The sequence below is a fragment of the Streptomyces sp. NPDC107454 genome (assembly GCF_055582885.1).
This window is the reverse complement of the sequence record NZ_JBVJPA010000002.1, coordinates 129,100-147,746: the sequence shown is the minus strand read 5'-3', so window position 1 is coordinate 147,746 and position 18,647 is coordinate 129,100. Positions and strand designations below refer to the sequence as shown.

Here is an 18,647-nt window from a genome sequence, read left to right as displayed (position 1 = left end):
ACCGGCCGGGGTCCATGAATGCGCGAAGTCGGGGAACAGGGACAACGGCGGCACAACCTTGCCGACCAGGAGATCTGTTGTCGAGACGCGAGGGTGGGCCTCAGATGAGAAGGCGCGGGACGGGGCGACGAACAGGCGGTGGCACGCCGTGGTGGCCGGGCGGGGCGGCCACGGGACCGGCCGGGCCCTCCGGATGGCGGCGGACCGTGGCCGGTGGGCTCGCGTGGGGCGCCGCCGCCGCGGCCCTCGGCGCGTCGGGGAACCGGACCGCGCGCCGGGCCGCGCTGCGCGGCATCGGCACCGTCGCCATCGCCTCGGGCGTGACCCGCGTGCTGGCGCGCCCGGCGGCCCGCAAGGCGCAGCCGCCGGGCGCGGCCGGCCGGGTCGCGTCGGCCGCCGCGTTCGCCGTCGGCGTCCTGCTCGAAGCGCCCCGGTACGGCCTGTTCGCGGTGCCCGGCGCCGCGGCACTGACCATGGCCCGCACGCGCTCGGGCGACCGGCGTCCCGGCGACGTGGCCGTGGGCGTCGCGATCGGTGTCGGCGCCGCCGCGCTGACCGCCCGCTGGTGGCCGGTCAAACCGGAGGCGGCGGCCGCGGCGGCACGCCCGCGGCGGCCCGCTCCCGCGCTGCCCGGGGGCGCCGGACTGCACATCGTGGTGAACCCGTCCTCCGGGCTCTCCTGGAGCGCCGACACCCCCGACGCGAGCGCGTATCTGCGCGCCGCGCTGCCCAAGGCCGGGATCACGGCGCCGCAGGAGGACCAGGACCTGGTGGAACTTCTGGAACAGGCCGCCCGGCGGGCCAAGGCCGAGGGCGGCGCCCTCGGCGCCTGCGGCGGCGACGGCACCATCAACGCCGCGACGGAGATCGCCGCCCGGCTCGGCCTGCCGCTCGCGATCTTCCCCGGCGGCACCTTCAACCACTTCGCCGTCGACCTCGGCAACCAGACCCTGGAGGACGTCGTACGAGCCGTGCAGGCGGGCGACGCGGTCGTCGCGGACCTCGGGCGGGCCCGCGCCCCCGGCGGACCGGAGCAGGTGTTCCTCAACACCTTCAGTCTCGGCGTCTACTCGGACCTGGTCGGTGCCCGGGAGAAGCTGGAGCAGCGGATCGGGAAGTGGCCCGCGCTGGTGGTCGGACTTGCCAGGGTCCTCACCAAGGGCAGCCCCGTGACCGTCTCGGTCAACGGCCGTCCCAAGCGCCTGTGGCTCCTGTTCGCGGGCAACGGCATTTACCACCCCGCCGGGTTCGCCCCCACCTACCGTACCCAGCTCGACGACGGACTGCTCGACGTCCGTGCCGTCGACGCCGGCACTCCGCTGGCCAGGACCCGGCTGCTGCTCGCCGTCCTGACCGGCACCCTGCACAACAGCCGGGTCCTCACCACGGCGCAGGTGCGCGGCCTGCGGCTCGAAGTGCTGCACGGCGACCCGCGGTTCTCCTACGACGGCGAAGTGACCCGGGTCGCGGCGCCGAGGCTGGTGCTCGACAAGGTGACACGTGCCGTGACGCTGTACCGGCCCGCGGAGAAGGACCAGTGGCTGCGCTGAAGGGGCTGAAGGGCCCCTGCCACCCGGTTCCTCCCGATCCACGCGGGCCGGGTCGCGCCCCGACTCCCGGGCACGGCGGGCGACTTGACACCGTTTCGGAGCGGCGGAAAACCGGTGGCGGATCGCGGTCGGGGCGACAATGCTCGTAGGCATGGCCGACACCACACTTCCCCAGCCTCCCCAGTCCGGGAACACCCCGTCCGAGCGGAGCTTCGGGTGGTGGGACATGTTCGTGCACCCGGACGACGATCCGCGCTCCGACGGGGGGTTCGTGGGGGAGCGGGACACGCTCGTCGGGTATCTGCGCGACCAGCGGCTGACGTTGGAGATGAAGTGCGCGGGTCTGGACGCCGAGGCGATGGCCCGGCGTTCCGTCGAGCCCTCGAACATGTCGCTGCTCGGGCTGGTGCGTCATCTGGCGGGGGTCGAACAGGCCTGGTTCCGCGGGGTGCTGGCCGGCCAGGACGCGCCGCGGCACTACCGCTCGGACGGCGACCCGAACGGCGACTTCAACGGCGCGGTACCCGACCCCGAGGTGGTGGCCGATGCCTGGGACACCTGGCGCTCCGAGGTGGCCTTCGCCGAGCGGTTCGTGGACGAGGCCCGCGACCTCGACATCACCGGCACCCACGACGACGAGCCGATCGCGCTGCGGGAGGTGCTGGTGCACCTGATCGAGGAGTACGCCCGGCACAACGGCCACGCGGACTTGCTGCGCGAGCGGATCGACGGGCGCGTCGGGCAGTGAGGCACGGGTGACGTGGCTCGATTCCCCCCAGAGCGGAATGCCGAGCCGATCCCTTCCGTCGCGGCCCGGCGCTTCTAGGCTGAAGGGGTGAGCAACCAAGCGCCGAACGAAGCCCGCGTCATTCCCCTCCGCCCGGCGACCGCACCGGCCCCGGCCACCGGCCCGGCGACCCGTCCCACCGGCCCTGCGGCCCCCGTCTCCGACGCGCCCCAGCGGCCCCGCCCGGCCCTCGCGCCCCGGCAGACGCCACCGGCGCCCAGGATCAGGGAGCCGCTGTGGCGCGACGTGGTGGGTGACGTCCTGCGGCGCGAGCGGCTCGCGCAGGAGCGGACGCTCAAGGACGTCGCCGACGCGGCCCGGATCTCGATGCCGTACCTCTCGGAGCTGGAGCGCGGCCGCAAGGAGGCCTCCTCCGAAGTCCTCGCGGCCGCCGCGCGCGCCCTGGGCCTCGGGCTCACCGATCTGCTCTCGCTGGCCCAGGGCGAACTCACTCGCCTCGCCCAGGTGCGGCCCGCCCGCCGCACCCCCTCGGCCTCGCACCACAACGGCATGTGCCTCGCCGCCTGACCGGGCCGACCGGCCAGGGCCTGCCCGGCGGACCACGCCGCGGACGCGGGCCCTGGCGGTGGTCCGGTCTCAGACCGTCGCCAGCCGTCGGCTCAGGACCTCGTCCGCGAGTCCGTATGCCACGGCCTCCTGTGCGGTGAACACCTTGTCGCGGTCCATGTCCGCGCGCAGGGTCGGCACGTCGTGGTGCGTGTGCCGGGACAGGACCTCCTCGACCTGGGCGCGGATACGGAGCATCTCCTTCGCCTGGAGGGCGAGGTCGGACACCGTCCCCTGCCGGCCGCCGCTCGCGGGCTGACCGAGCAGCACACGCGCGTGCTCCAGCACGAACCGCCGCCCGGGATCCCCGCCGGCCAGCAGCACCGCCGCCGTGGAGGCCGCCTGGCCGACGCAGAACGTCGAGATGGGCGCCTGCACGAACGTCATCGTGTCGTAGATCGCCATGAGCGAAGTGAACGACCCACCGGGCGAGTTGATGTAGATCGCGATCTCGCTCTCCGGGCTCGACGACTCCAGATGGAGGAGTTGCGCGATGACGACGTTGGCGACCCCGTCGTCGATCTCGGTGCCGAGAAAGATGATCCGCTCGGACAGCAGCCGGCTGAAGACGTCGTAGGACCGCTCGCCCTGCGGGGTCCGCTCGACGACGTTCGGAATCGTGTACGTACCCATGTCAGAGCCCCATCCGTCGCCGTGACGCGGCCGGGCGGACGTCGTCGAGCGACTCCACGACCCGGTCCACCATGCCGTACTCCTTGGCCTGTTCGGCCGTGAACCAGCGGTCGCGGTCGCCGTCCCGGGAGATCGTCTCCTCGCTCTGGCCGGTGTGCTCCGCGGTGATCCGCTCGATGGCCCGCTTCGTGAACTCCAGGTTCTGCGCCTGGATCTCGATGTCGGCGGTGGTGCCGCCGATGCCCGCCGACGGCTGGTGCATCATGATCCGCGCGTTGGGCAGCGCGTAACGCTTGCCGTGGGTGCCGACGCTGAGCAGGAACTGTCCCATGCTCGCGGCGAATCCCATGGCGAGGGTCGAGACGTCGTTGGGGATCAGCCGCATGGTGTCGTAGATCGCGAGCCCCGCGGTCACCGATCCGCCCGGGCTGTTGATGTACAGGCTGATGTCGGTGCGCGGGTCCTCCGCCGACAGCACGAGCAGCTGGGCGCAGACCCGGTTCGCGGACACCTCGTCGACCTGGGTGCCGAGAAGGACGATCCGCTGCGCGAGCAGCTGGGCGGCCAGTTGGTCGTCGAAGCGGGTCGCGGGGGTGTCGCCGTCCTCGGCGCGCGGTGCGTGGGCCGGGTACCGGCCGGTGATGAGTGGAGTCATCGGTCCTCCTCGTGGTGGCGCGGCTGTCGTCGCCGCGATCCCCACTCTCGGACCGAAGGGCCTTGCGGATCAGCTTTCTCGGCCCGCAGCAGATTCGCCACGGGCAGAGGGGCTACGGGGTTGCCGCCACCGACGTCACCGGCGGCCCCGGCGGGGGACCGGGGCCCAGGTGTCCGACCCGTGCTCAGGCGTCGGTGCGCAGGTCCCGGAAGAAGGACCGCACATCCTCGACCAGCAGCTCGGGCTCCTCCGCCGCGGCGAAGTGTCCGCCCCGGTCGAATTCCGTCCACCGCACGATGTTGTTCGTACGCTCCGCGATGTGCCGCAGCGCTACGAGGGGCTCGTGCGGGAAGACGGCCAGCGCGGTCGGCGCCGTCGACGGCTCGGGCGCGGTGCCCCAGTAGTCCGCGTGCGCCCGCTCGTAGTAGATGCGGGCCGAGGACCCTGCCGTGGCGGTCAGCCAGTACAGCATCACGTTGGTCAGCATCAGGTCCCGGTCGACGGCTTCCTCGGGGCGGTCCTTCGCATCCGTCCACGCCCTGAACTTCTCGGTGATCCAGGCGAGTTGACCGACGGGGGAGTCCGTCAGCGCGTAGGCCAGGGTCTGGGGCCGGGTGCCCTGGAGTTCGGCGTAACCGGCCTCCTCGCGGCGCCATTCCAGACCCCGCCGCCACGACAGCAGCGTGCGCTCGCGTTCTTCGGGGCTCAGCGCGGCCAGTTCCTCGGGAGTCGGCTCGGTGGCCGCGGACGATCCGGGCAGCAGGTTCAGGTGGACACCGACGAGCCGCTCGGGGTACGCCCGGCCCAGCTCCCGGGAGATGGCCCCGCCCCAGTCGCCGCCCTGGGCGCCGAACCGCTCGTAGCCGAGCCGTGTCATGAGCTCGGCGAAGGCGGCGGCCACCCGTTGGAACTCCCAGCCGGTGTCCCGGGTGGGCCCGGACAGCCCGAAGCCGGGAATGCTCGGTACGACGAGATGGAAGGCGTCGGACGGATCGCCGCCGTGTGCGCGCGGATCGGTCAACGGGCCGACGACGTCGGTGAATTCGACGATCGAGCCGGGCCAGCCGTGTGTGATGACCAGTGGGGTCGCGTCCGGCTCCGGGGAACGGACGTGCGCGAAGTGGATGCGCGCGCCGTCGATCTCCGTCGTGAACTGCGGCCATGCGTTCAGCCGCGCCTGCGCCGCCTGCCAGTCGTAGTCGTGCCGCCAGTACCGTACGAGTTCGCGCAGGTACTCCCGCGGGACGCCGTAGGCCCAGCCGACCCCTGGCAGTTCGTCGGGCCAGCGGGTGCGATCGAGGCGTTGGTGCAGGTCGTCGAGGTCGCTCTGCGGGACGTCGATACGGAACGGCTCGATGCGCGCGCTGCCCGAGGCGGAGGAAGGGCTGGAGGAATCAGCGGAGGAAGTCATGTCCGCGCATGCTATAGCGCCCCCTGGAGGGCGCGGCGAACGGCCGCCACCGTCCCCCCGGTGAAAGGATCCCGCGCGACGCCGATGAGTTTTGGGACGACGATCGGTCGACAGAGGTGACGAAACTTTTCCCGCCGCAGGAGGTACCTATGTCCGCCGACGGATTCACCACGTGTCTGTGGTTCGACGGTCAGGCCGAGGAGGCCGCGCACTACTACGTCTCGATCTTCAAGAACTCTCAGCTCGGCAGGACCGTCCGCTACTCCGAGTCCGAGCACGGCACCGCCGGTTCCGTGATGGCCGCCGACTTCGTGGCCAACGGACAGAAGTTCGTCGCGCTGAACGGCGGCCCGCAGTTCACGTTCGACGAGGCCGTCTCGTTCCAGATCCACTGCGACGACCAGGAGGAGGTGGACCACTACTGGAACAAGTTCGTCGAGGACGGCGGCGAGGCGGGCCCCTGCGGCTGGGTCAAGGACAAGTACGGCCTGTCCTGGCAGGTCGTCCCGAGCAGGCTCATCGACCTGATCAGCGACCCGGACACCGAGAAGGCGGCCCGGACGGCCCAGGCGATGTACAAGATGTCCAAACTGGACATCGCGGCCCTGGAGAAGGCGTACGCGGGCGAGTAGCGGACCGCCGGCACGATGACCGGCCCGCGTCTCCTCGCCCGGGCGGGGATGGGGTGAGCCGGCCGCCGTGCGGCGTAGACCACGATTGCCCGCGTTGCGCCTTGATCGGCGCGCGCTGCCCCTCCCCATCGCTCAGCTGCTGGGTCTCTTTTCGCGACTCTCATATGCTGGGGGGATGAGAAGGACTTCGTTCGCGAACTGGCCCTGCTCCATCGCGCGCACCATGGACTTGCTGGGAGACTGGTGGACGCCTCTCGTGCTGCGTGAGGCGTTCTACGGAATCAAGCGTTTCGACGAGTTCCAGCAGGAGCTCGGGATCGCCCGGAACACCCTGGCGGACCGGCTGCGACGCCTGGTCGACGAGGGCCTCATGGAGAAGCGCTCCTACCAGCAGGATCCGGTGCGCTACGACTATGTCCTCACCGAGATGGGGAGTGACTTCTTCGGCGTGCTGGCAGCCATGAACGGCTGGGGCAATCGGTGGCTGGCCGGCGAGCGGGGGGCTCCCGTCGTCTTTCACCACGACCGCTGTGGACACCAGGGCGAGCCGGAAGTCGTGTGCGGTGAGTGCAAGGAACCCATGACCGCGGCGGATACGCATCCGCGGATGGGCCCCGGATACCCGCCGCACCTGGCGGAGCGTCCGGAGATCCGGCAGCGGTTCACGCCGTCACTTGACGGCGCCTGACCCGCGGGGGAAACGCGGGCACCAGAAGGATCTGCATGCTCATGCAAGGCGTCGGCCGCCCGGGGCCCGCGCGAGTTCTTGCGCGGGATCCTGCCCGCAGGCGGCTTGGGGATCTCGGCGGTGGCGATTCAGCCGCTTGGCCGGCGCGGGACAGCCACCGGGGATGGTCGTCAGAGTCCTCGTTGAGTCGTTGGGCGGCAGGTGGGCCTCAGTAAGACGCGGGGCTCGGCTCCTTCGGGCGTCCGAGCAGGAGTTCCCCGACGATGCCGCGCTGGATCTGGGAGGAGCAGGCGTAGATGGTTCCGGCGCGGGCGTTGAGCTAGACGCTGGTCCAGGAGGCCGAGGAGTTCGGCGCTCCGGGGTCGTCGGTCTGGTACCAGTTCGGCGAGGGCCGTCCGGCGGGTGTCAGCCCGTCCAGCCTCAGGATGTCCAGGGCGAGTTCGGTGGCCACACGGTGGTGTTCGCTCCACAGCAGTTCGAAGGCGGCCGCGGAGGCACCCGGCTCCTGCCCGCCGAGGAGGGCCTCGGCCGTGCGCTGCCCGTGGCAGCGCCAACTGCTCGACCCGGATGTGGCACCACGCGATGCGGCGACGGATGTCGGGGTCGTACGCCGGACAGCGGCGGCAGTTCGGCCGTGCGATCGGCTCCTTTCAGGCGATCAAGCACATGCTCGCCGACCGGCACGTCCAGCTCGACGCCGCCCGGATGCTCGTCCAGTCGGCGGCGCAGTCCTTGGACGACCAGGACGAGGGGTTTCTGGCGGCTGCCTGCGCGTCACTGGCGGCCGCCGGTGACGCGGCCGACGCGGCGACTGCTGACGCCCTGCAGACTCATGGCGGCATCGGTTTCACCTGGAAGCACCCGTCGCACGTCCTGCTGAGGCGGTCCCGGGCCCGGCGCACATTGCTCGGCTCGCCGGCCAGACGCCTCGATGTCCTGGCGGACCTCATCCTTTCCCCTCAAGGACAGTAGGCCCGCCGGGGCGGCCTTGGCCGGAAGCCGGACACGCGATCGAGGATGCGATCCGTCACCAGCCGGCTATCCTTGACATGTAAGTCTATCTACGAAACTCTCAAGGTCAAAGGCGTGACAGTAGGGAGGCTGAGCGGCAGATGGAGTGGACGGGCGCACGGTATGCGGATACGCCGACGGTCGAGGTGGACACCTGGATCGACGCTCCCCCGGAGCGCGTGTGGGCGCTGGTGTCGGATGTCGAGCTGATGCCGAGCATGAGTGCCGAGCTGCAGTCGGTGCGGTGGCAGGACGGGCGCTCAGGCCCAGCGCTGGGCGCCCGGTTCATCGGCCACAGCAAGCACGACGCCCTCGGCGAGTGGGAGACCACTTCGTACATCGTGGAGTACGAACCGATCCGGGTGTTCGCCTGGGCCGTGGAGGACCCCGACCGGCCCACCGCGCTGTGGCGGTTCTCCCTCCAGTCACGCAACGGCGGTACGCAGCTGAGTCAGTGGATGCAGATGGGACCTGGCCGTTCGGGGCTGTCGCTCGCGATCGACCGGATGCCGGAGAAGGAGCAGAAGATCGTCTTCGTGCGGATGCGCGAGTTCGAGACCGGCATCACCACCACCTTGGCGGCGATCAAACAGCGCGCCGAAGCGGGAACCACCGGAAGGACGGGTGCCTGATGCGCACGGCGACCACCATCGAAGCCTCTGGCGGCTCGTGGCAGGAGACGGTCGACTTCGTCACCGAGGCCGAGAGGCTCGGCATGGACATCTGCTGGGTGGCCGAGGCATGGGGCTCCGACGCCCCCTCGCCGCTCGGCTACCTCGCCGCCCGCACCCAGCGCCTCCTGCTCGGCTCCGGCATCATCCAGCTCGCCACCCGCAGCCCCGTAGTGATCGCCCGCACAGCGATCACGCTCTCCCAGATCTCCGAGGGACGCTTCCTGCTCGGTCTCGGCCCTTCCGGACCGCAGGTCATCGAGGGCCTGCACGGCGTTCCGTTCGCCCGCCCGCTGTCGCGGATGCGGGAGACGGTGGAGATCATCCGGCAGGCCACAACAGGCGAGAAGATCACCTACTCGGGGCGGGAGTTCCAGATCCCGCTGCCCGGTGGCGAGGGCAAGCCCATGCGCCTCTCCATGCGCGCCGAGCACGACATCCCCATCTACCTCGCCACGCTTTCCCCGAAGATGCTCCACCTCACCGGTGAAGTCGCGGACGGCTGGCTGGGCACGAGTTTCGTCCCCGAAGGGGCCAAGGAAGCCTACTTCGACCACCTCGACGCCGGCCTCGCGGAGGCCGGCCGCTCCCGCACCGAGTTGGACATCTGCCAGGGTGCGGAAGTCAACTTCGCCGAAGACGAGGAACATCTGCGCGCGCTCATCGCCCCCCGCAAGAAGGAACTCGCCTTCAGCCTCGGCGGGATGGGCTCGGGCAGCACCAACTTCTACAACGACGCCTACAGCCGCCAAGGCTGGGCCGATGTCGCGACGGCTGTGCGCGAACGCTGGCAGTCCGGCGACCGTGAAGGTGCCGCCGACCTGGTCACCGACGAGATGGTGCTGGGTACCACACTCATCGGCACCGAGCAGATGGTCCGCGACCGCTTGCGGATCTGGCGCGACGCCGCTGTGGACACCGTCCGCTTCTATCCGGCCGGGGACACCCTGGAGGCCCGCCTCACCACCCTGGGCCGCGCCATCGATCTCGTACGCGCCATCGAGGACGAGGACGAGGACGAAGACAGGGCACGGCCGCAGCGGACATCCGGCGAGTAGCCCTCCCCGGTACTCGATCAAGACGTGCGCCGCGAGTTCGAGACCGACCTCTACGGACCGTTGCATGTCACGCGGGCGTTCGTGGCGTTATTACCTGCTCGAGTGGTGCGAACCGGGCGGCGGTGGACGCGATGGCCGGCGCGGTGAGCGCAGGGGGCTGCCGTGTACTCGCCGCGGAGGGCCGGTTCCCGGGCTCATGCCTGGGAACCGGCCCGTCTTCGTCGGCGTGCGCCGAGCTCTTACTGGCCGAAACCGTAGGCGAACAGGTGGTTGGTGCCCGTCGAGCCCGTCACCGGCAGCGTGATCGACGCCACCTGCTTGGACGCGTCGAGCGGGACGTTCGTGGCGAAGACGTAGGTCTTCACGTTGTCCCGGCCTCCGCTCCCGGTGTTCCGGTAGGCCGTCGTGACGGCCGTCGTGTCACCCGCGAGCGGCTTGCTCGACCCGCCGTTGAGTGTCCAGTCCGAGAAGCCGACGGTCGCCTGGGAGGTGGTGCCGTCGGTGTAGGTGACGGTCACCGTGCCCGAGACCCCGCTGCCGTCGGTCGGCGCGTTGGCCGCCGAGCCCAACAGGCCCAGCGACGCACCCGACGTACCGGCCGGCATCGGGATGGTCTGACCGGCCATCTCCAGGTTGTCGAGCTGACCGGACGTCACCGTCGGCCAGGTGTAGGAGACGCCGTCGACCGTGACGGTCGATCCGCTCGTGACTCCCGCCGTCGACAGCGCGTTCTGCGAGAACGCCCAACCGCCGCCGTCGAAACCGCCGGAGTAGCCGGTGCCGTCGGGGTAGATGCCCTTGTTGGTGTCGTACGGCCACAGCGCACCGGCCTTGGCCACGGCCACGCGGAGGGTGGCCCCGCTGAGCGCCGCGCCGGTGCTGTGGTCGGTCAGGGCGAAGGTGACCGGGAAGGTTCCCTCGTCCGCGCCCGCCGTCACGTGGACCTTCGCCTCGCCGCTGCCCGAGGCGGGCACCGTCACCGAGCCGGATGTCGTGTCCAGGGTGACGCCGGAGGGCGCCGTCGCCTTCCAGTCGACCGTGACGGCCTTGCCGCCGAGGTTGGTCAGGTCCAGCGTGCCGTCACCGGACGCGCCCGGCTGGAGCACCAGGCCGTCGCTGGAGGGGCCGGTCGCCGCCAGGACCCGGTCGCCGCCCGTGGTGTCGGACGGCGGTGCCGCCGACGGGTCGGACGCCCAGGACGTGTCGGGTTCGGTGCCGAGCGTGAAGTCGACCGTGCCCGCGCCCGCGAATTGCTGGTAGGTCAGCCAGGAGGTCGTCCACTCCTTGCCCTTGACGTCGAGTGACTGCACGTACGGCGCGTCGGGCGCGGCCTGCGGCGCGGTGATCTGCACCGACTTGCCGTTGCCGAAGGTCACCTTGGCCACCGGGAACGCCGGGCTGCCGAGCGCCAGGGTGTCCGTGCCCGGGGTCTGCGGGTACATGCCGAGTTCGGACCAGACGTACCAGGAGCTCATCGCGCCGAGGTCGTCGTTGCCGAACGAGCCGACCGGAGCGTTGAAGTACAGGTTCTGCTGGGCCTTGCGGACGGCCGACTGGGTCTTCCACGGCTGGCCCGTGTAGTTGTACTCCCAGGGGATCTCCACGCTGGGCTCGTTGCTCAGGTCGGCGTCGGTGTTGCCGGGGCGCGTGATGTTGTCGAGCAGGCTGTCCAGGAAGGACGAGTACGCCTTGGCACCGCCGCGCGCCTGGATGAGCTGCCGCAGGTTGAACGGGACCATCGGCGTGTACTGGGCCGAGGTGCCCTCCACGAAGCCGTTGGAGGTGCCGGGGGTGAAACCGGTCGCGAACTGGCCGTCCTTGTTCTTGCCCTGGATGTAGCCGGTCTGCGGGTTGAAGACGTTCATCCAGTCCTGGGCGCGCGTGGCGAACTTCTCGTACACGGCCGTCTTGCCCAGCGACTTCGCGAAGGCGGCGACGGCGTAGTCGGCGGAGTCGTACTCCAGCTGCGTGGAGACCGGGCCGTAGAAGTTGCAGCAGCCGTAGTCGTTCTCATCCAGCGGGAGGTAGCCCTTCGTGTCCCGCACCGACTCGCCGGGGCGGTCGTTGTTCGGGGCGGTGGCCTCGTGCTGAAGGGCGGCGAGCGCCTTGTCGGTGTCGAAGCTCCGGGCACCGAAGGCGTACGCGTCGGCGATGATGCCGGCGGCGGGGTCGCCGACCATCACATAGCTCTCGCCGTTGTTCGAGGCCCACTTGGGCAGCAGGCCCGTCTGGTCGTAGCCGTTGAGCATCGAGGTGACGACGTCGCTGGTGACCTTGGGCTCGACCATCGCCATCAGCTGGGTCTGGGAGCGGTAGGTGTCCCAGCCCGAGTAGTTGGCGTACTGGGCCTGCTGGCCCTTGGCCAGCTTGTGGACCTGGTTGTCCATGCCCATGTACTGGCCGTTGTCGTCCGAGAAGACGTTGGGGTGCAGCAGCGCGTGGTAGAGCGCGGTGTAGAACTGCACCTGCTGGTCCGAGGACCCGCCGCCGGTCCGGATCTTGTTCAGTACCGCGTTCCAGGCGTCGTGGTTCGCCTGCTCGACGGCGCCGAGGTCCCAACTCTTGATCTCGGCGGCGAGGTTGTCCGCGGCGTTGGCGTCATTCGTGTACGAGATGCCGACCTTCGCGCTCACCGTCGGGATCGAGGAGGTGTCGAAAGTCAGGTACATGCCGTTCGCACCCGTGGTGGGGGGCTCGACCGCGGCCTTGCTCGTGGTGGACGCCCCGGACCCCGCATCGGCGCTGGGCGTCGGGGACGGCGTGCTCGAGGATGTGGATCCGCTCCCGTGCACGGTCGGGGAGGGCGCCGCGGGAACGGTGAAGTGCTTCTCCTTGAGCGGTTTCGACGGGTGCGTCGGCAGGTTCTGCTGGGCCTTGCCCGCCTTCAGCGATGTCGCGCTGGGGTTGATGGTGCTGCCGACCCAGGTGCCGCTCGCGGCGAACGGCCGATCGAACTTGATGTCGAAGTGCAGTGTGTACCTGTTGCTCGCGCCGCAGAAGTGACCGCTGTCGATCGAGCCGCTGATCTCCTTGTTGTTCACCACCTGGACTCGGGTTCCGTCCACCTGCGTGGCACCCCCGCTGAGCTTGAACAGCAGGTTCGCCTGCTGGCCCGCGGGGAAGGTGAAGGTGCCCAGCCCCGCACGGGTGGTGTCGGTCAGCTGGGTCTTCACCCCGTTCGCGTCGGTGACTTTGTAGTACCCGATACCCGCCTGCTCGTCGTCGTGGCTGAAGCCGACGGACGTGTCGCCGAGTTTGCCCGACAGCGCGCCGGTCACCGGCAGGACGGGCAGGTCGCCCGCGACGCCGCAGCCGGGGCCCGAGACATGGGTGAGGCTGAAGCCGGAGATCTTGTTGTCGTTGTACTCGTAGCCGCCGCCGGAGGGCCGGTCGGGCGTCGTGTCGGGACCCCACTGCACCATGCCGGCGGGCATGTCGGGGCCGGGAAAGGTGTCCACCGCACCGGAGGTGCCGATGAGGGGGTTGACGAGGGACGCGGGGTCCTTCACCAGGGCCGGCGTCGGGGCGCTCGCGGCATGGGCGCCCCCGATCGCCGGGAGTGGGAGTACGGCGATGCCCAGGACGGACACCACCGCCAGGCGTTGGCGGAATCTCATTCGGTCACGTGGCGCCGTAGAACGTCGAGGTCTGACCATCGGTTGCCTCCGCAGCGGTTCACGATTCGCACATCGGTGCTGACGTCCTCGGGGAACGGAAAACGCCAGCGGGGGGCAACGACGCCGGTCGCTCCGACGGCCTGACAACGTTGCCATGCACGAGAGTCGAGTGAAACGCGAGTGCTTGAGGCGTGTCAACGAGGCCAACAAGACTTTCTGAGAGCGAAGTTCGCAGCCGGGTGCTCTGAGTGTCGTGATCCCGAGGCCGACGAGTGGTCACGCCTTCCTGGACCGACGAGCGGCCCCGGGCCCCCGGCGTGTCCGGCGGTCGGCCGCGACAGGCGTTCACGCGCGGGTCCCTGCGGTCGGGGATGCGACCTGCCCCCTTCGCCGGACCAGCCGGGAGCCGGGCCGAGCCTCGGGGGAGTTGCCGTCGCTCGACGAAGGCTCCCTTGCGCCCGCGGCCGCGAGCACACACCACCGAGGACACGGGCAAGACGCGGTTGTCCGCGTCGCGCAGGGCATCATCCACGGCCTGTCCCGCCCTGTCCGACTCGGCGCACGCCCACCCTCCGGCGTTTCATTCCTTCGCAAACGCGTCGGGTGGACGGCGCCTTGCACAGGACGGTCGCAAGGGGGCGTGACTGAACAAATGGTATGAACGTGGCCGTCCATAGCGCACGAAGGGCTCAGTGAGGCTGGTGACTTGGCAGGGATGGATCGCCGGTCTCGGCAACGCGGTCACGTACAACGTGCCACCAGGCACGATCACCGTGACTACCGGCGTATCGGACGGCCGGCCCCGCCTGGTCGTCGAGAGCACCGGTACGTACGGGCGGCGCACCGCAGCACCCCGAGGACGTCGGTAGAAGGAAACGGCTGCGACAGGCACCCCGGCCGCGCACCGCGAACGCGCGCCGCCGCCTCAACCGCTTGATCGGAACGGAACTCCGACGGCGGTCGTGAGACGGTCACCGGGCCCGCACAATGGTGTCTGGCATCGAACAGGAGGACCCCCGCATGTCCCGCAACCCCGAACGGAAATACCGCGTCGTCACCTCGTTCCAGCGGTGGATCGGCAACCCGCTCCTGAAGCGCCTGCCGATCCAGACCCTGCTGGAGACCACGGGACGCAAGTCGGGGCTGCCGCGCCGGACCCCGGTCGGCGGACGGCTGGTGGGGCGGGAGTTCTGGTTCGTCAGCGAGTACGGCGGGCGTTCGCAGTACGTGCGCAACATCAAGGCGGATCCGCGGGTCCGGGTCCGCGTCCGGGGCCGCTGGTACACCGGGACCGCCCATGTGATGCCCGAGGACGACGCCCGCGCGCGGCTGAGGACCCTGCCGCGGTTCAACAGCGCCGCGGTGCGGGCGATGGGGGCCGGCCTGACGACCGTGCGCGTCGATCTCACGGACTGATCCCCGGGGCATGGGGAATCGCGCGGCGGACGTGGAATGCGCATGCGCCTTTTCCGGAATTCAAAGGGATCGAACGCGCCCGGAGTGATGCCGACAGAATGCTACGGTTGAGCCTTGTCCCGAGTCCGGATCGCGTGCCGTATGGGCACCCTGGCCTCGGATCACGCAGCGAGTGTTCCGTCAAGAGCCGAGCGGTGCGGTGTCCTCGCAATGGAACCGTGCCGGGCACGCCAACAACGCCTGACACACTGAGGTGTACTGCCCCTGATGGCCGTGCCCTGGGCGGGAGTTGAGCGTTCGGCTCGGGCATGACCTGCCGGCGCCGCCCGTGGGACGAGGCCGAGGTCCGGCAGGGCTGCACGAGGTCCTGCTGACTGGACGTCACCGACCGCCAGTCGGTGAACGACGCGGTCGCGGCAACCGTCGAGCACTGCGGAACCCTCGACGTCCTCGTGAACAACGCGGATGTCATGCTCAGCAGCCCGATCCTCGGCGCGGACACCTCCGAGTGGACGCGCATGGTCGAGACCAACCTGATCCGGCCGACCGACCAGTCCCGCTGATCCTGGGACAGTCCATTCATACGGTGTGTCGTGACAGTGGTTTCAGGTCAACCGGTGTCACAGCTGCCGTTCCCGCCCTGTCTTGAGAGGTGATGCGGAGAGAACAGAGGGCACCGTGCGTGAGATCGCGATCGTGGGCGGCGGCCACGCGGGCCTCCACACCGCGTGGGGCCTGGAGAAGAAGGTGCGTCGCGGGGAGGCACGGGGGAAGCGGGCCGGACCGCCAACTCACCTGCGACATCCTCGTGGTGACGGCCGGAGCCGTCACCCGCACCATCCCGATCCCCGGGCTCAGCGAGGAGGCGTTCGGACTCAGACATGTCGAGGAGGCCGTCGCCATCCGCGACCGCTGCTCACCTCGTTCGACCGCGCGGACCGGTGCTGACAGTGTCGGGCCTATGACCTACGCGGCGCGGTACAGGCCGCGGCCCGTGCGACGGATCCGCGCGGTGCCGACCAACCGGTCGAGAGTGCTGCGGACCGCGTTGATGCTCCCACTGTCCGTGGCCCGGCCGAGCGCCGCCGCGACATCGCGGGCCCGTACGTCGGTGTCGCCTGCCCTGGAGAAGTAGTCCAGGATCTGCTCGGTGAGCTTGCCGTACTTGTTCTGCTCGCCCGTCACTTCGGAGGATTCCGGCGCGACTTCCTGGTCCTGGGGTGCGGCCGTGGGCACAGCCGGGTCCACCACAGGGAGGCGGGGCGCGGGCGTCACGGCCGCAGCATCCGAAGAGCTCGATCCGGCGGCCGGCATGAGGATCTGAAGGGCGCCGAGGGCCCGCTGGACGGAGCCGAGGTGGGCGACGACCGCGGCCAGTTCCCTCTCCAGCGCCTGCTTCTGGACCTCCAGGCGGGCCAGGTCCTCCTGCAGGCTCTCGGCGGTGGCCTCGATGTGATGTGCCGCGTGGGTGACAGACACCATGCGTTCCTCTCGTCCTCGACCCGTGTGATCGGGCCCGGGCACGGCTCGCCTCGAATTGTCCGCCCCCACACGTACCACTCCCCATCATATGAGGGATCCGTCTTGTGCCGTGAAGACATCAGATCGATGCACACGGTGCCTGGTCTGTACTCAGTGCTCGAAGTCGCAGCCAGGGCTGGGAGTGTCCTGTCGCCGCGATTCCGGCCGATGCGAGTCCTGGTTGCCGCGACCTCGGAGCGAACGAGGTGTCCAAACATCCCCTCTGTCCGATTCTCATCGCCGGCGCCAAAATTTCCCGGCGGATCTGTCACAAACCAGGGATGCCCGTTGTCAATGAGGTAGACGCAATGGGCGACACCGTGATGATCAGTGGCCACCGCCCTTGGGATTCCGGGCTGCCGGCCTCACCGGAGAGGAACGGAGACAGAAGGATCATGCATCCTGAGACGCATCCCGCGGAGGATTCCCTGGACGAGGCCGTCTCCGTCTTTCTGGAGCTCCGGCCACGGCTCTTCGGTATCGCCTACCGCATGTTGGGAAGTGTGGTGGAGGCCGAGGACGTCGTGCAGGAGGTGTGGCTGCGATGGCAGAAGACCGATCGTGCGGCCGTGGTCAGCCCCGTGGCCTTTCTGTCGAGCGCCACGACCCGGCTGGCGATCAACGTGGCCCAGTCCGCCCGTGTGCGCCGGGAGACCTACATCGGCCCGTGGTTGCCGGAACCGATCGACACGAGCAGCGATCCGGAGGTGGGCGCGCAACGGGCGGAAGGGCTGGAACTCGCGCTCCTGCTGGTCCTGGAGAAGCTGACGCCCGCGGAGCGGGCCGCGTACGTCCTGAAGGAGGCGTTCGACTACGCCTACCCCGAGATCGCGGAGATGCTCCAGCTCACGGTGGTCAACGTCCGGAAGATCGTGAGCCGGGCGCGCAAGCACCTCGTGTCCGAACAGCGCGAGAACGTCGACGCGGCAGAGCACAGGCGCCTGCTCGAGGCGTTCGTGGCGGCGGCACGGCAGGGTGATGTCGCCTCGCTGGAGGCGCTGTTGACACCAGGGGCCGTGAGCCTGTCCGACGGCAACGGCCGGCGCGGCGCCGCTCGCGTTCCGGTGCTGGGACGTGCGCGGGTGGCGAATCTGTCGACCGCGTTCCCGAGGTTCTGGGGCGAGGTGGAGGTGCGCTTCGCCGAGGCGAACGGACGGAGCGGGGTGCTGCTCTTCCGGGGCGGCCGCCCCACGACGTTCATGACGGTGGCGGCTTCGACTGAAGGCGTTCACCGGGTGATGTGGGTGTTCAACCCGAGCAAGATCGCCGCGTTCCTCGACTCGCCTTCACGGTACGAGACCGCGCTCGGCGTGTGAGGGGAGCGATCCCGGTCAGGTCTGGGCGAGGCGGGCCGCTCCCGCGCCGGTGCGGCCGCCGTGGCATGTCCTCGCTGGCCGCACCGGCATGGCGTGGTGCGTCAGCGGTACCTGGGAGCGGCCTCGTTCCAGGGACGTAGCTTGTCGGGGTTGACGACGACCCAGACCTGAACGACCTGAGGGCCGGCGAGGTCGAGGCTGATGACCGCGGCGACCCGCCGGTCGTAGCGCACGACCAGCCCGGTCCGCCCGTTCACGGAGTGCAGGTCCACCATTGTGCGCGGACGCGGGGCCAACAGTGTCAGCAGACTCCGTGCAACCTTTTCCCGCCCGTGCGCGGGCCGTACCTGGGCCCGCACCTTGCCGCCGCCGTCGAAGAACGCCGTCACGTCCTGCGCCAGCGCCGCCATCAGCCGCTCCGGATCCTGGAGCGTGCACGCCTCGCGCACCTCGCACACCACCGCGTCCTGCTGCTCCGGTGTCGTCGGCCGCCCGCGCCTGGCCCGTAGACTCTGCCGGGCCCGTTCCGCCAGCTCGGAACACTCCGGCTCGGACTGCCCGACAATGGTCGCCACCGTTCCGGGCGCCATTCCGAAGACATCGTTGAGCACGAACGCGGCCCGCTCGGCCGGGGACAACGCGTCCAGCGCCCCCAACAGCACCGTGCTGACCTCCCGTTCCAGCATGCGCCGCTGCTCGCCGGCCGCGCCCTCCGGCTCCGCAGCGGGCCCGCCACGCCGCCGCCTGCCCGGCCGCGTCAGGCGTTCCAGGCAGATCCCGCCCACCACGTGTGACAACCACGTGCGGGGTTCCTCGATCACCGCCTGCTCCGATTCGGGAAGTCCGTACCACTGCCGATAGGCCTCATCCACCACTGCTTCGGCCTCACCGCCACTGCTCAGCATCCAGAGCGCCACATCCAGCAGATGGCGCCTCTCGGCCACCAACTCCCCGATCGGCAGCGCCCCGTCGGTAAACTCCATGCCCGCCTCCTTCTCCGTCTCGATAGACGTGACCAGGCAGGCACAGGTCTTGTGACATCGCGGTGGCGACCGCGGTGATGTGCCTTGGATGCCGGACCGGCCGGCACTTCGGTGTCACACAAGCACGGTGC

18 protein-coding genes and 2 pseudogenes are annotated in these 18,647 nt (G+C 69.9%); 13 read left to right on the top strand and 7 right to left on the bottom strand.

Annotated features, from left to right (window positions below):
• Positions 1 to 206 precede the first annotated feature (206 nt).
• The 3 genes from ACZ69M_RS04835 (at position 207) to ACZ69M_RS04825 (ending at position 2,865) form a co-directional block, all read left to right on the top strand.
• A complete protein-coding gene (locus tag ACZ69M_RS04835; protein ID WP_470046636.1) occupies positions 207 to 1,550 on the top strand; it encodes a diacylglycerol/lipid kinase family protein in 1,344 nt (447 codons plus the stop codon).
• Between the two features lie 226 nt (positions 1,551 to 1,776).
• Positions 1,777 to 2,298 carry a DinB family protein gene (locus ACZ69M_RS04830; protein ID WP_470047522.1) on the top strand — a complete coding sequence of 174 codons (522 nt, stop codon included), beginning with the start codon at positions 1,777 to 1,779 and terminating at the stop codon, positions 2,296 to 2,298.
• A gap of 87 nt (positions 2,299 to 2,385) precedes the next feature.
• The gene (locus ACZ69M_RS04825) at positions 2,386 to 2,865 is read left to right on the top strand and encodes a helix-turn-helix domain-containing protein (RefSeq protein WP_470046634.1); all 480 of its coding nucleotides are present in this window, start codon (positions 2,386 to 2,388) and stop codon (positions 2,863 to 2,865) included.
• Between the two features lie 69 nt (positions 2,866 to 2,934).
• Here ACZ69M_RS04825 and ACZ69M_RS04820 read toward each other — a convergent pair whose 3' ends face one another.
• From ACZ69M_RS04820 to ACZ69M_RS04810, 3 genes are all read right to left on the bottom strand, one after another.
• A complete protein-coding gene (locus ACZ69M_RS04820; RefSeq protein ID WP_388528179.1) occupies positions 2,935 to 3,537 on the bottom strand; it encodes a ClpP family protease in 603 nt (200 codons plus the stop codon).
• Position 3,538: 1 nt separating this feature from the next.
• On the bottom strand, positions 3,539 to 4,192 hold the full coding sequence (locus tag ACZ69M_RS04815) for an ATP-dependent Clp protease proteolytic subunit (RefSeq protein ID WP_470046631.1): 654 nt from the start codon (positions 4,190 to 4,192) through the stop codon (positions 3,539 to 3,541).
• 184 nt (positions 4,193 to 4,376) lie between these two features.
• Positions 4,377 to 5,603 carry an epoxide hydrolase family protein gene (locus ACZ69M_RS04810; protein WP_470046629.1) on the bottom strand — a complete coding sequence of 409 codons (1,227 nt, stop codon included), beginning with the start codon at positions 5,601 to 5,603 and terminating at the stop codon, positions 4,377 to 4,379.
• A gap of 149 nt (positions 5,604 to 5,752) precedes the next feature.
• Between ACZ69M_RS04810 and ACZ69M_RS04805 the strand changes: the two genes are divergently transcribed.
• Together ACZ69M_RS04805 and ACZ69M_RS04800 are read left to right on the top strand one after the other, a co-directional pair.
• Complete coding sequence (locus ACZ69M_RS04805; protein ID WP_470046627.1) at positions 5,753 to 6,235, top strand: VOC family protein; 483 nt, start codon at positions 5,753 to 5,755, stop codon at positions 6,233 to 6,235.
• A gap of 175 nt (positions 6,236 to 6,410) precedes the next feature.
• Entirely contained in the window at positions 6,411 to 6,923 is a 513-nt protein-coding gene (locus ACZ69M_RS04800) for a winged helix-turn-helix transcriptional regulator (RefSeq protein WP_470046625.1), read from the top strand.
• 319 nt (positions 6,924 to 7,242) lie between these two features.
• Here ACZ69M_RS04800 and ACZ69M_RS04795 read toward each other — a convergent pair whose 3' ends face one another.
• The gene (locus ACZ69M_RS04795) at positions 7,243 to 7,374 is read right to left on the bottom strand and encodes a hypothetical protein (RefSeq protein ID WP_470046623.1); all 132 of its coding nucleotides are present in this window, start codon (positions 7,372 to 7,374) and stop codon (positions 7,243 to 7,245) included.
• A 143-nt stretch (positions 7,375 to 7,517) separates the two neighbouring features.
• Here ACZ69M_RS04795 and ACZ69M_RS04790 point away from each other — a divergent pair, with 143 nt between their 5' ends.
• From ACZ69M_RS04790 to ACZ69M_RS04775, 4 genes and pseudogenes are all read left to right on the top strand, one after another.
• Positions 7,518 to 7,895, top strand: coding sequence for an acyl-CoA dehydrogenase family protein (locus ACZ69M_RS04790; RefSeq protein WP_470046622.1), 378 nt, complete (start codon positions 7,518 to 7,520; stop codon positions 7,893 to 7,895).
• A gap of 140 nt (positions 7,896 to 8,035) precedes the next feature.
• Positions 8,036 to 8,566, top strand: coding sequence for an SRPBCC family protein (locus ACZ69M_RS04785; protein WP_470046620.1), 531 nt, complete (start codon positions 8,036 to 8,038; stop codon positions 8,564 to 8,566).
• Positions 8,566 to 9,663 carry an LLM class flavin-dependent oxidoreductase gene (locus tag ACZ69M_RS04780; RefSeq protein ID WP_470046618.1) on the top strand — a complete coding sequence of 366 codons (1,098 nt, stop codon included), beginning with the start codon at positions 8,566 to 8,568 and terminating at the stop codon, positions 9,661 to 9,663. Before ACZ69M_RS04785 ends, ACZ69M_RS04780 begins: the two co-directional genes overlap by 1 nt.
• Positions 9,664 to 9,666: 3 nt before the next feature.
• A pseudogene (locus tag ACZ69M_RS04775) lies at positions 9,667 to 9,756 on the top strand (short-chain dehydrogenase); the annotation flags it as partial.
• Positions 9,757 to 9,902: 146 nt separating this feature from the next.
• Here ACZ69M_RS04775 and ACZ69M_RS04770 read toward each other — a convergent pair.
• On the bottom strand, positions 9,903 to 13,280 hold the full coding sequence (locus ACZ69M_RS04770) for a GH92 family glycosyl hydrolase (RefSeq protein WP_470046616.1): 3,378 nt from the start codon (positions 13,278 to 13,280) through the stop codon (positions 9,903 to 9,905).
• 1,020 nt (positions 13,281 to 14,300) lie between these two features.
• Between ACZ69M_RS04770 and ACZ69M_RS04765 the strand changes: the two genes are divergently transcribed.
• The 3 genes and pseudogenes from ACZ69M_RS04765 to ACZ69M_RS04755 form a co-directional block, all read left to right on the top strand.
• Positions 14,301 to 14,696, top strand: coding sequence for a nitroreductase/quinone reductase family protein (locus ACZ69M_RS04765; protein ID WP_470046614.1), 396 nt, complete (start codon positions 14,301 to 14,303; stop codon positions 14,694 to 14,696).
• A gap of 374 nt (positions 14,697 to 15,070) precedes the next feature.
• On the top strand, positions 15,071 to 15,259 hold the full coding sequence (locus tag ACZ69M_RS04760; protein ID WP_470047520.1) for an SDR family NAD(P)-dependent oxidoreductase: 189 nt from the start codon (positions 15,071 to 15,073) through the stop codon (positions 15,257 to 15,259).
• 115 nt (positions 15,260 to 15,374) lie between these two features.
• A pseudogene (locus tag ACZ69M_RS04755) lies at positions 15,375 to 15,632 on the top strand (NAD(P)/FAD-dependent oxidoreductase); the annotation flags it as partial.
• Positions 15,633 to 15,662: 30 nt separating this feature from the next.
• On the opposite strand, the gene ACZ69M_RS04750 reads toward ACZ69M_RS04755, so the two are convergent.
• Positions 15,663 to 16,178 (bottom strand): hypothetical protein, encoded by a 516-nt coding sequence (locus ACZ69M_RS04750; protein ID WP_470046612.1) that lies wholly within the window; start codon positions 16,176 to 16,178, stop codon positions 15,663 to 15,665.
• Positions 16,179 to 16,612: 434 nt separating this feature from the next.
• Between ACZ69M_RS04750 and ACZ69M_RS04745 the strand changes: the two genes are divergently transcribed.
• Entirely contained in the window at positions 16,613 to 17,533 is a 921-nt protein-coding gene (locus ACZ69M_RS04745) for an RNA polymerase sigma-70 factor (protein ID WP_470046610.1), read from the top strand.
• A gap of 101 nt (positions 17,534 to 17,634) precedes the next feature.
• Here ACZ69M_RS04745 and ACZ69M_RS04740 read toward each other — a convergent pair whose 3' ends face one another.
• Positions 17,635 to 18,516 carry a sigma-70 family RNA polymerase sigma factor family protein gene (locus ACZ69M_RS04740; protein ID WP_470046608.1) on the bottom strand — a complete coding sequence of 294 codons (882 nt, stop codon included), beginning with the start codon at positions 18,514 to 18,516 and terminating at the stop codon, positions 17,635 to 17,637.
• Positions 18,517 to 18,647: the final 131 nt, after the last annotated feature.

Coding starts and splice junctions, on each gene's coding strand:
- ACZ69M_RS04830 (WP_470047522.1), top strand. CDS start 1,777: ATGTTCGTGCACCCGGACGACGATCCGCGCTCCGACGGGGGGTTCGTG.
- ACZ69M_RS04820 (WP_388528179.1), bottom strand. CDS start 3,537: ATGGGTACGTACACGATTCCGAACGTCGTCGAGCGGACCCCGCAGGGC.
- ACZ69M_RS04815 (WP_470046631.1), bottom strand. CDS start 4,192: ATGACTCCACTCATCACCGGCCGGTACCCGGCCCACGCACCGCGCGCC.
- ACZ69M_RS04810 (WP_470046629.1), bottom strand. CDS start 5,603: ATGACTTCCTCCGCTGATTCCTCCAGCCCTTCCTCCGCCTCGGGCAGC.
- ACZ69M_RS04805 (WP_470046627.1), top strand. CDS start 5,753: ATGTCCGCCGACGGATTCACCACGTGTCTGTGGTTCGACGGTCAGGCC.
- ACZ69M_RS04800 (WP_470046625.1), top strand. CDS start 6,411: ATGAGAAGGACTTCGTTCGCGAACTGGCCCTGCTCCATCGCGCGCACC.
- ACZ69M_RS04790 (WP_470046622.1), top strand. CDS start 7,518: ATGTCGGGGTCGTACGCCGGACAGCGGCGGCAGTTCGGCCGTGCGATC.
- ACZ69M_RS04785 (WP_470046620.1), top strand. CDS start 8,036: ATGGAGTGGACGGGCGCACGGTATGCGGATACGCCGACGGTCGAGGTG.
- ACZ69M_RS04780 (WP_470046618.1), top strand. CDS start 8,566: ATGCGCACGGCGACCACCATCGAAGCCTCTGGCGGCTCGTGGCAGGAG.
- ACZ69M_RS04770 (WP_470046616.1), bottom strand. CDS start 13,280: ATGAGATTCCGCCAACGCCTGGCGGTGGTGTCCGTCCTGGGCATCGCC.
- ACZ69M_RS04765 (WP_470046614.1), top strand. CDS start 14,301: ATGTCCCGCAACCCCGAACGGAAATACCGCGTCGTCACCTCGTTCCAG.
- ACZ69M_RS04750 (WP_470046612.1), bottom strand. CDS start 16,178: ATGGTGTCTGTCACCCACGCGGCACATCACATCGAGGCCACCGCCGAG.
- ACZ69M_RS04745 (WP_470046610.1), top strand. CDS start 16,613: ATGCATCCTGAGACGCATCCCGCGGAGGATTCCCTGGACGAGGCCGTC.
- ACZ69M_RS04740 (WP_470046608.1), bottom strand. CDS start 18,516: ATGGAGTTTACCGACGGGGCGCTGCCGATCGGGGAGTTGGTGGCCGAG.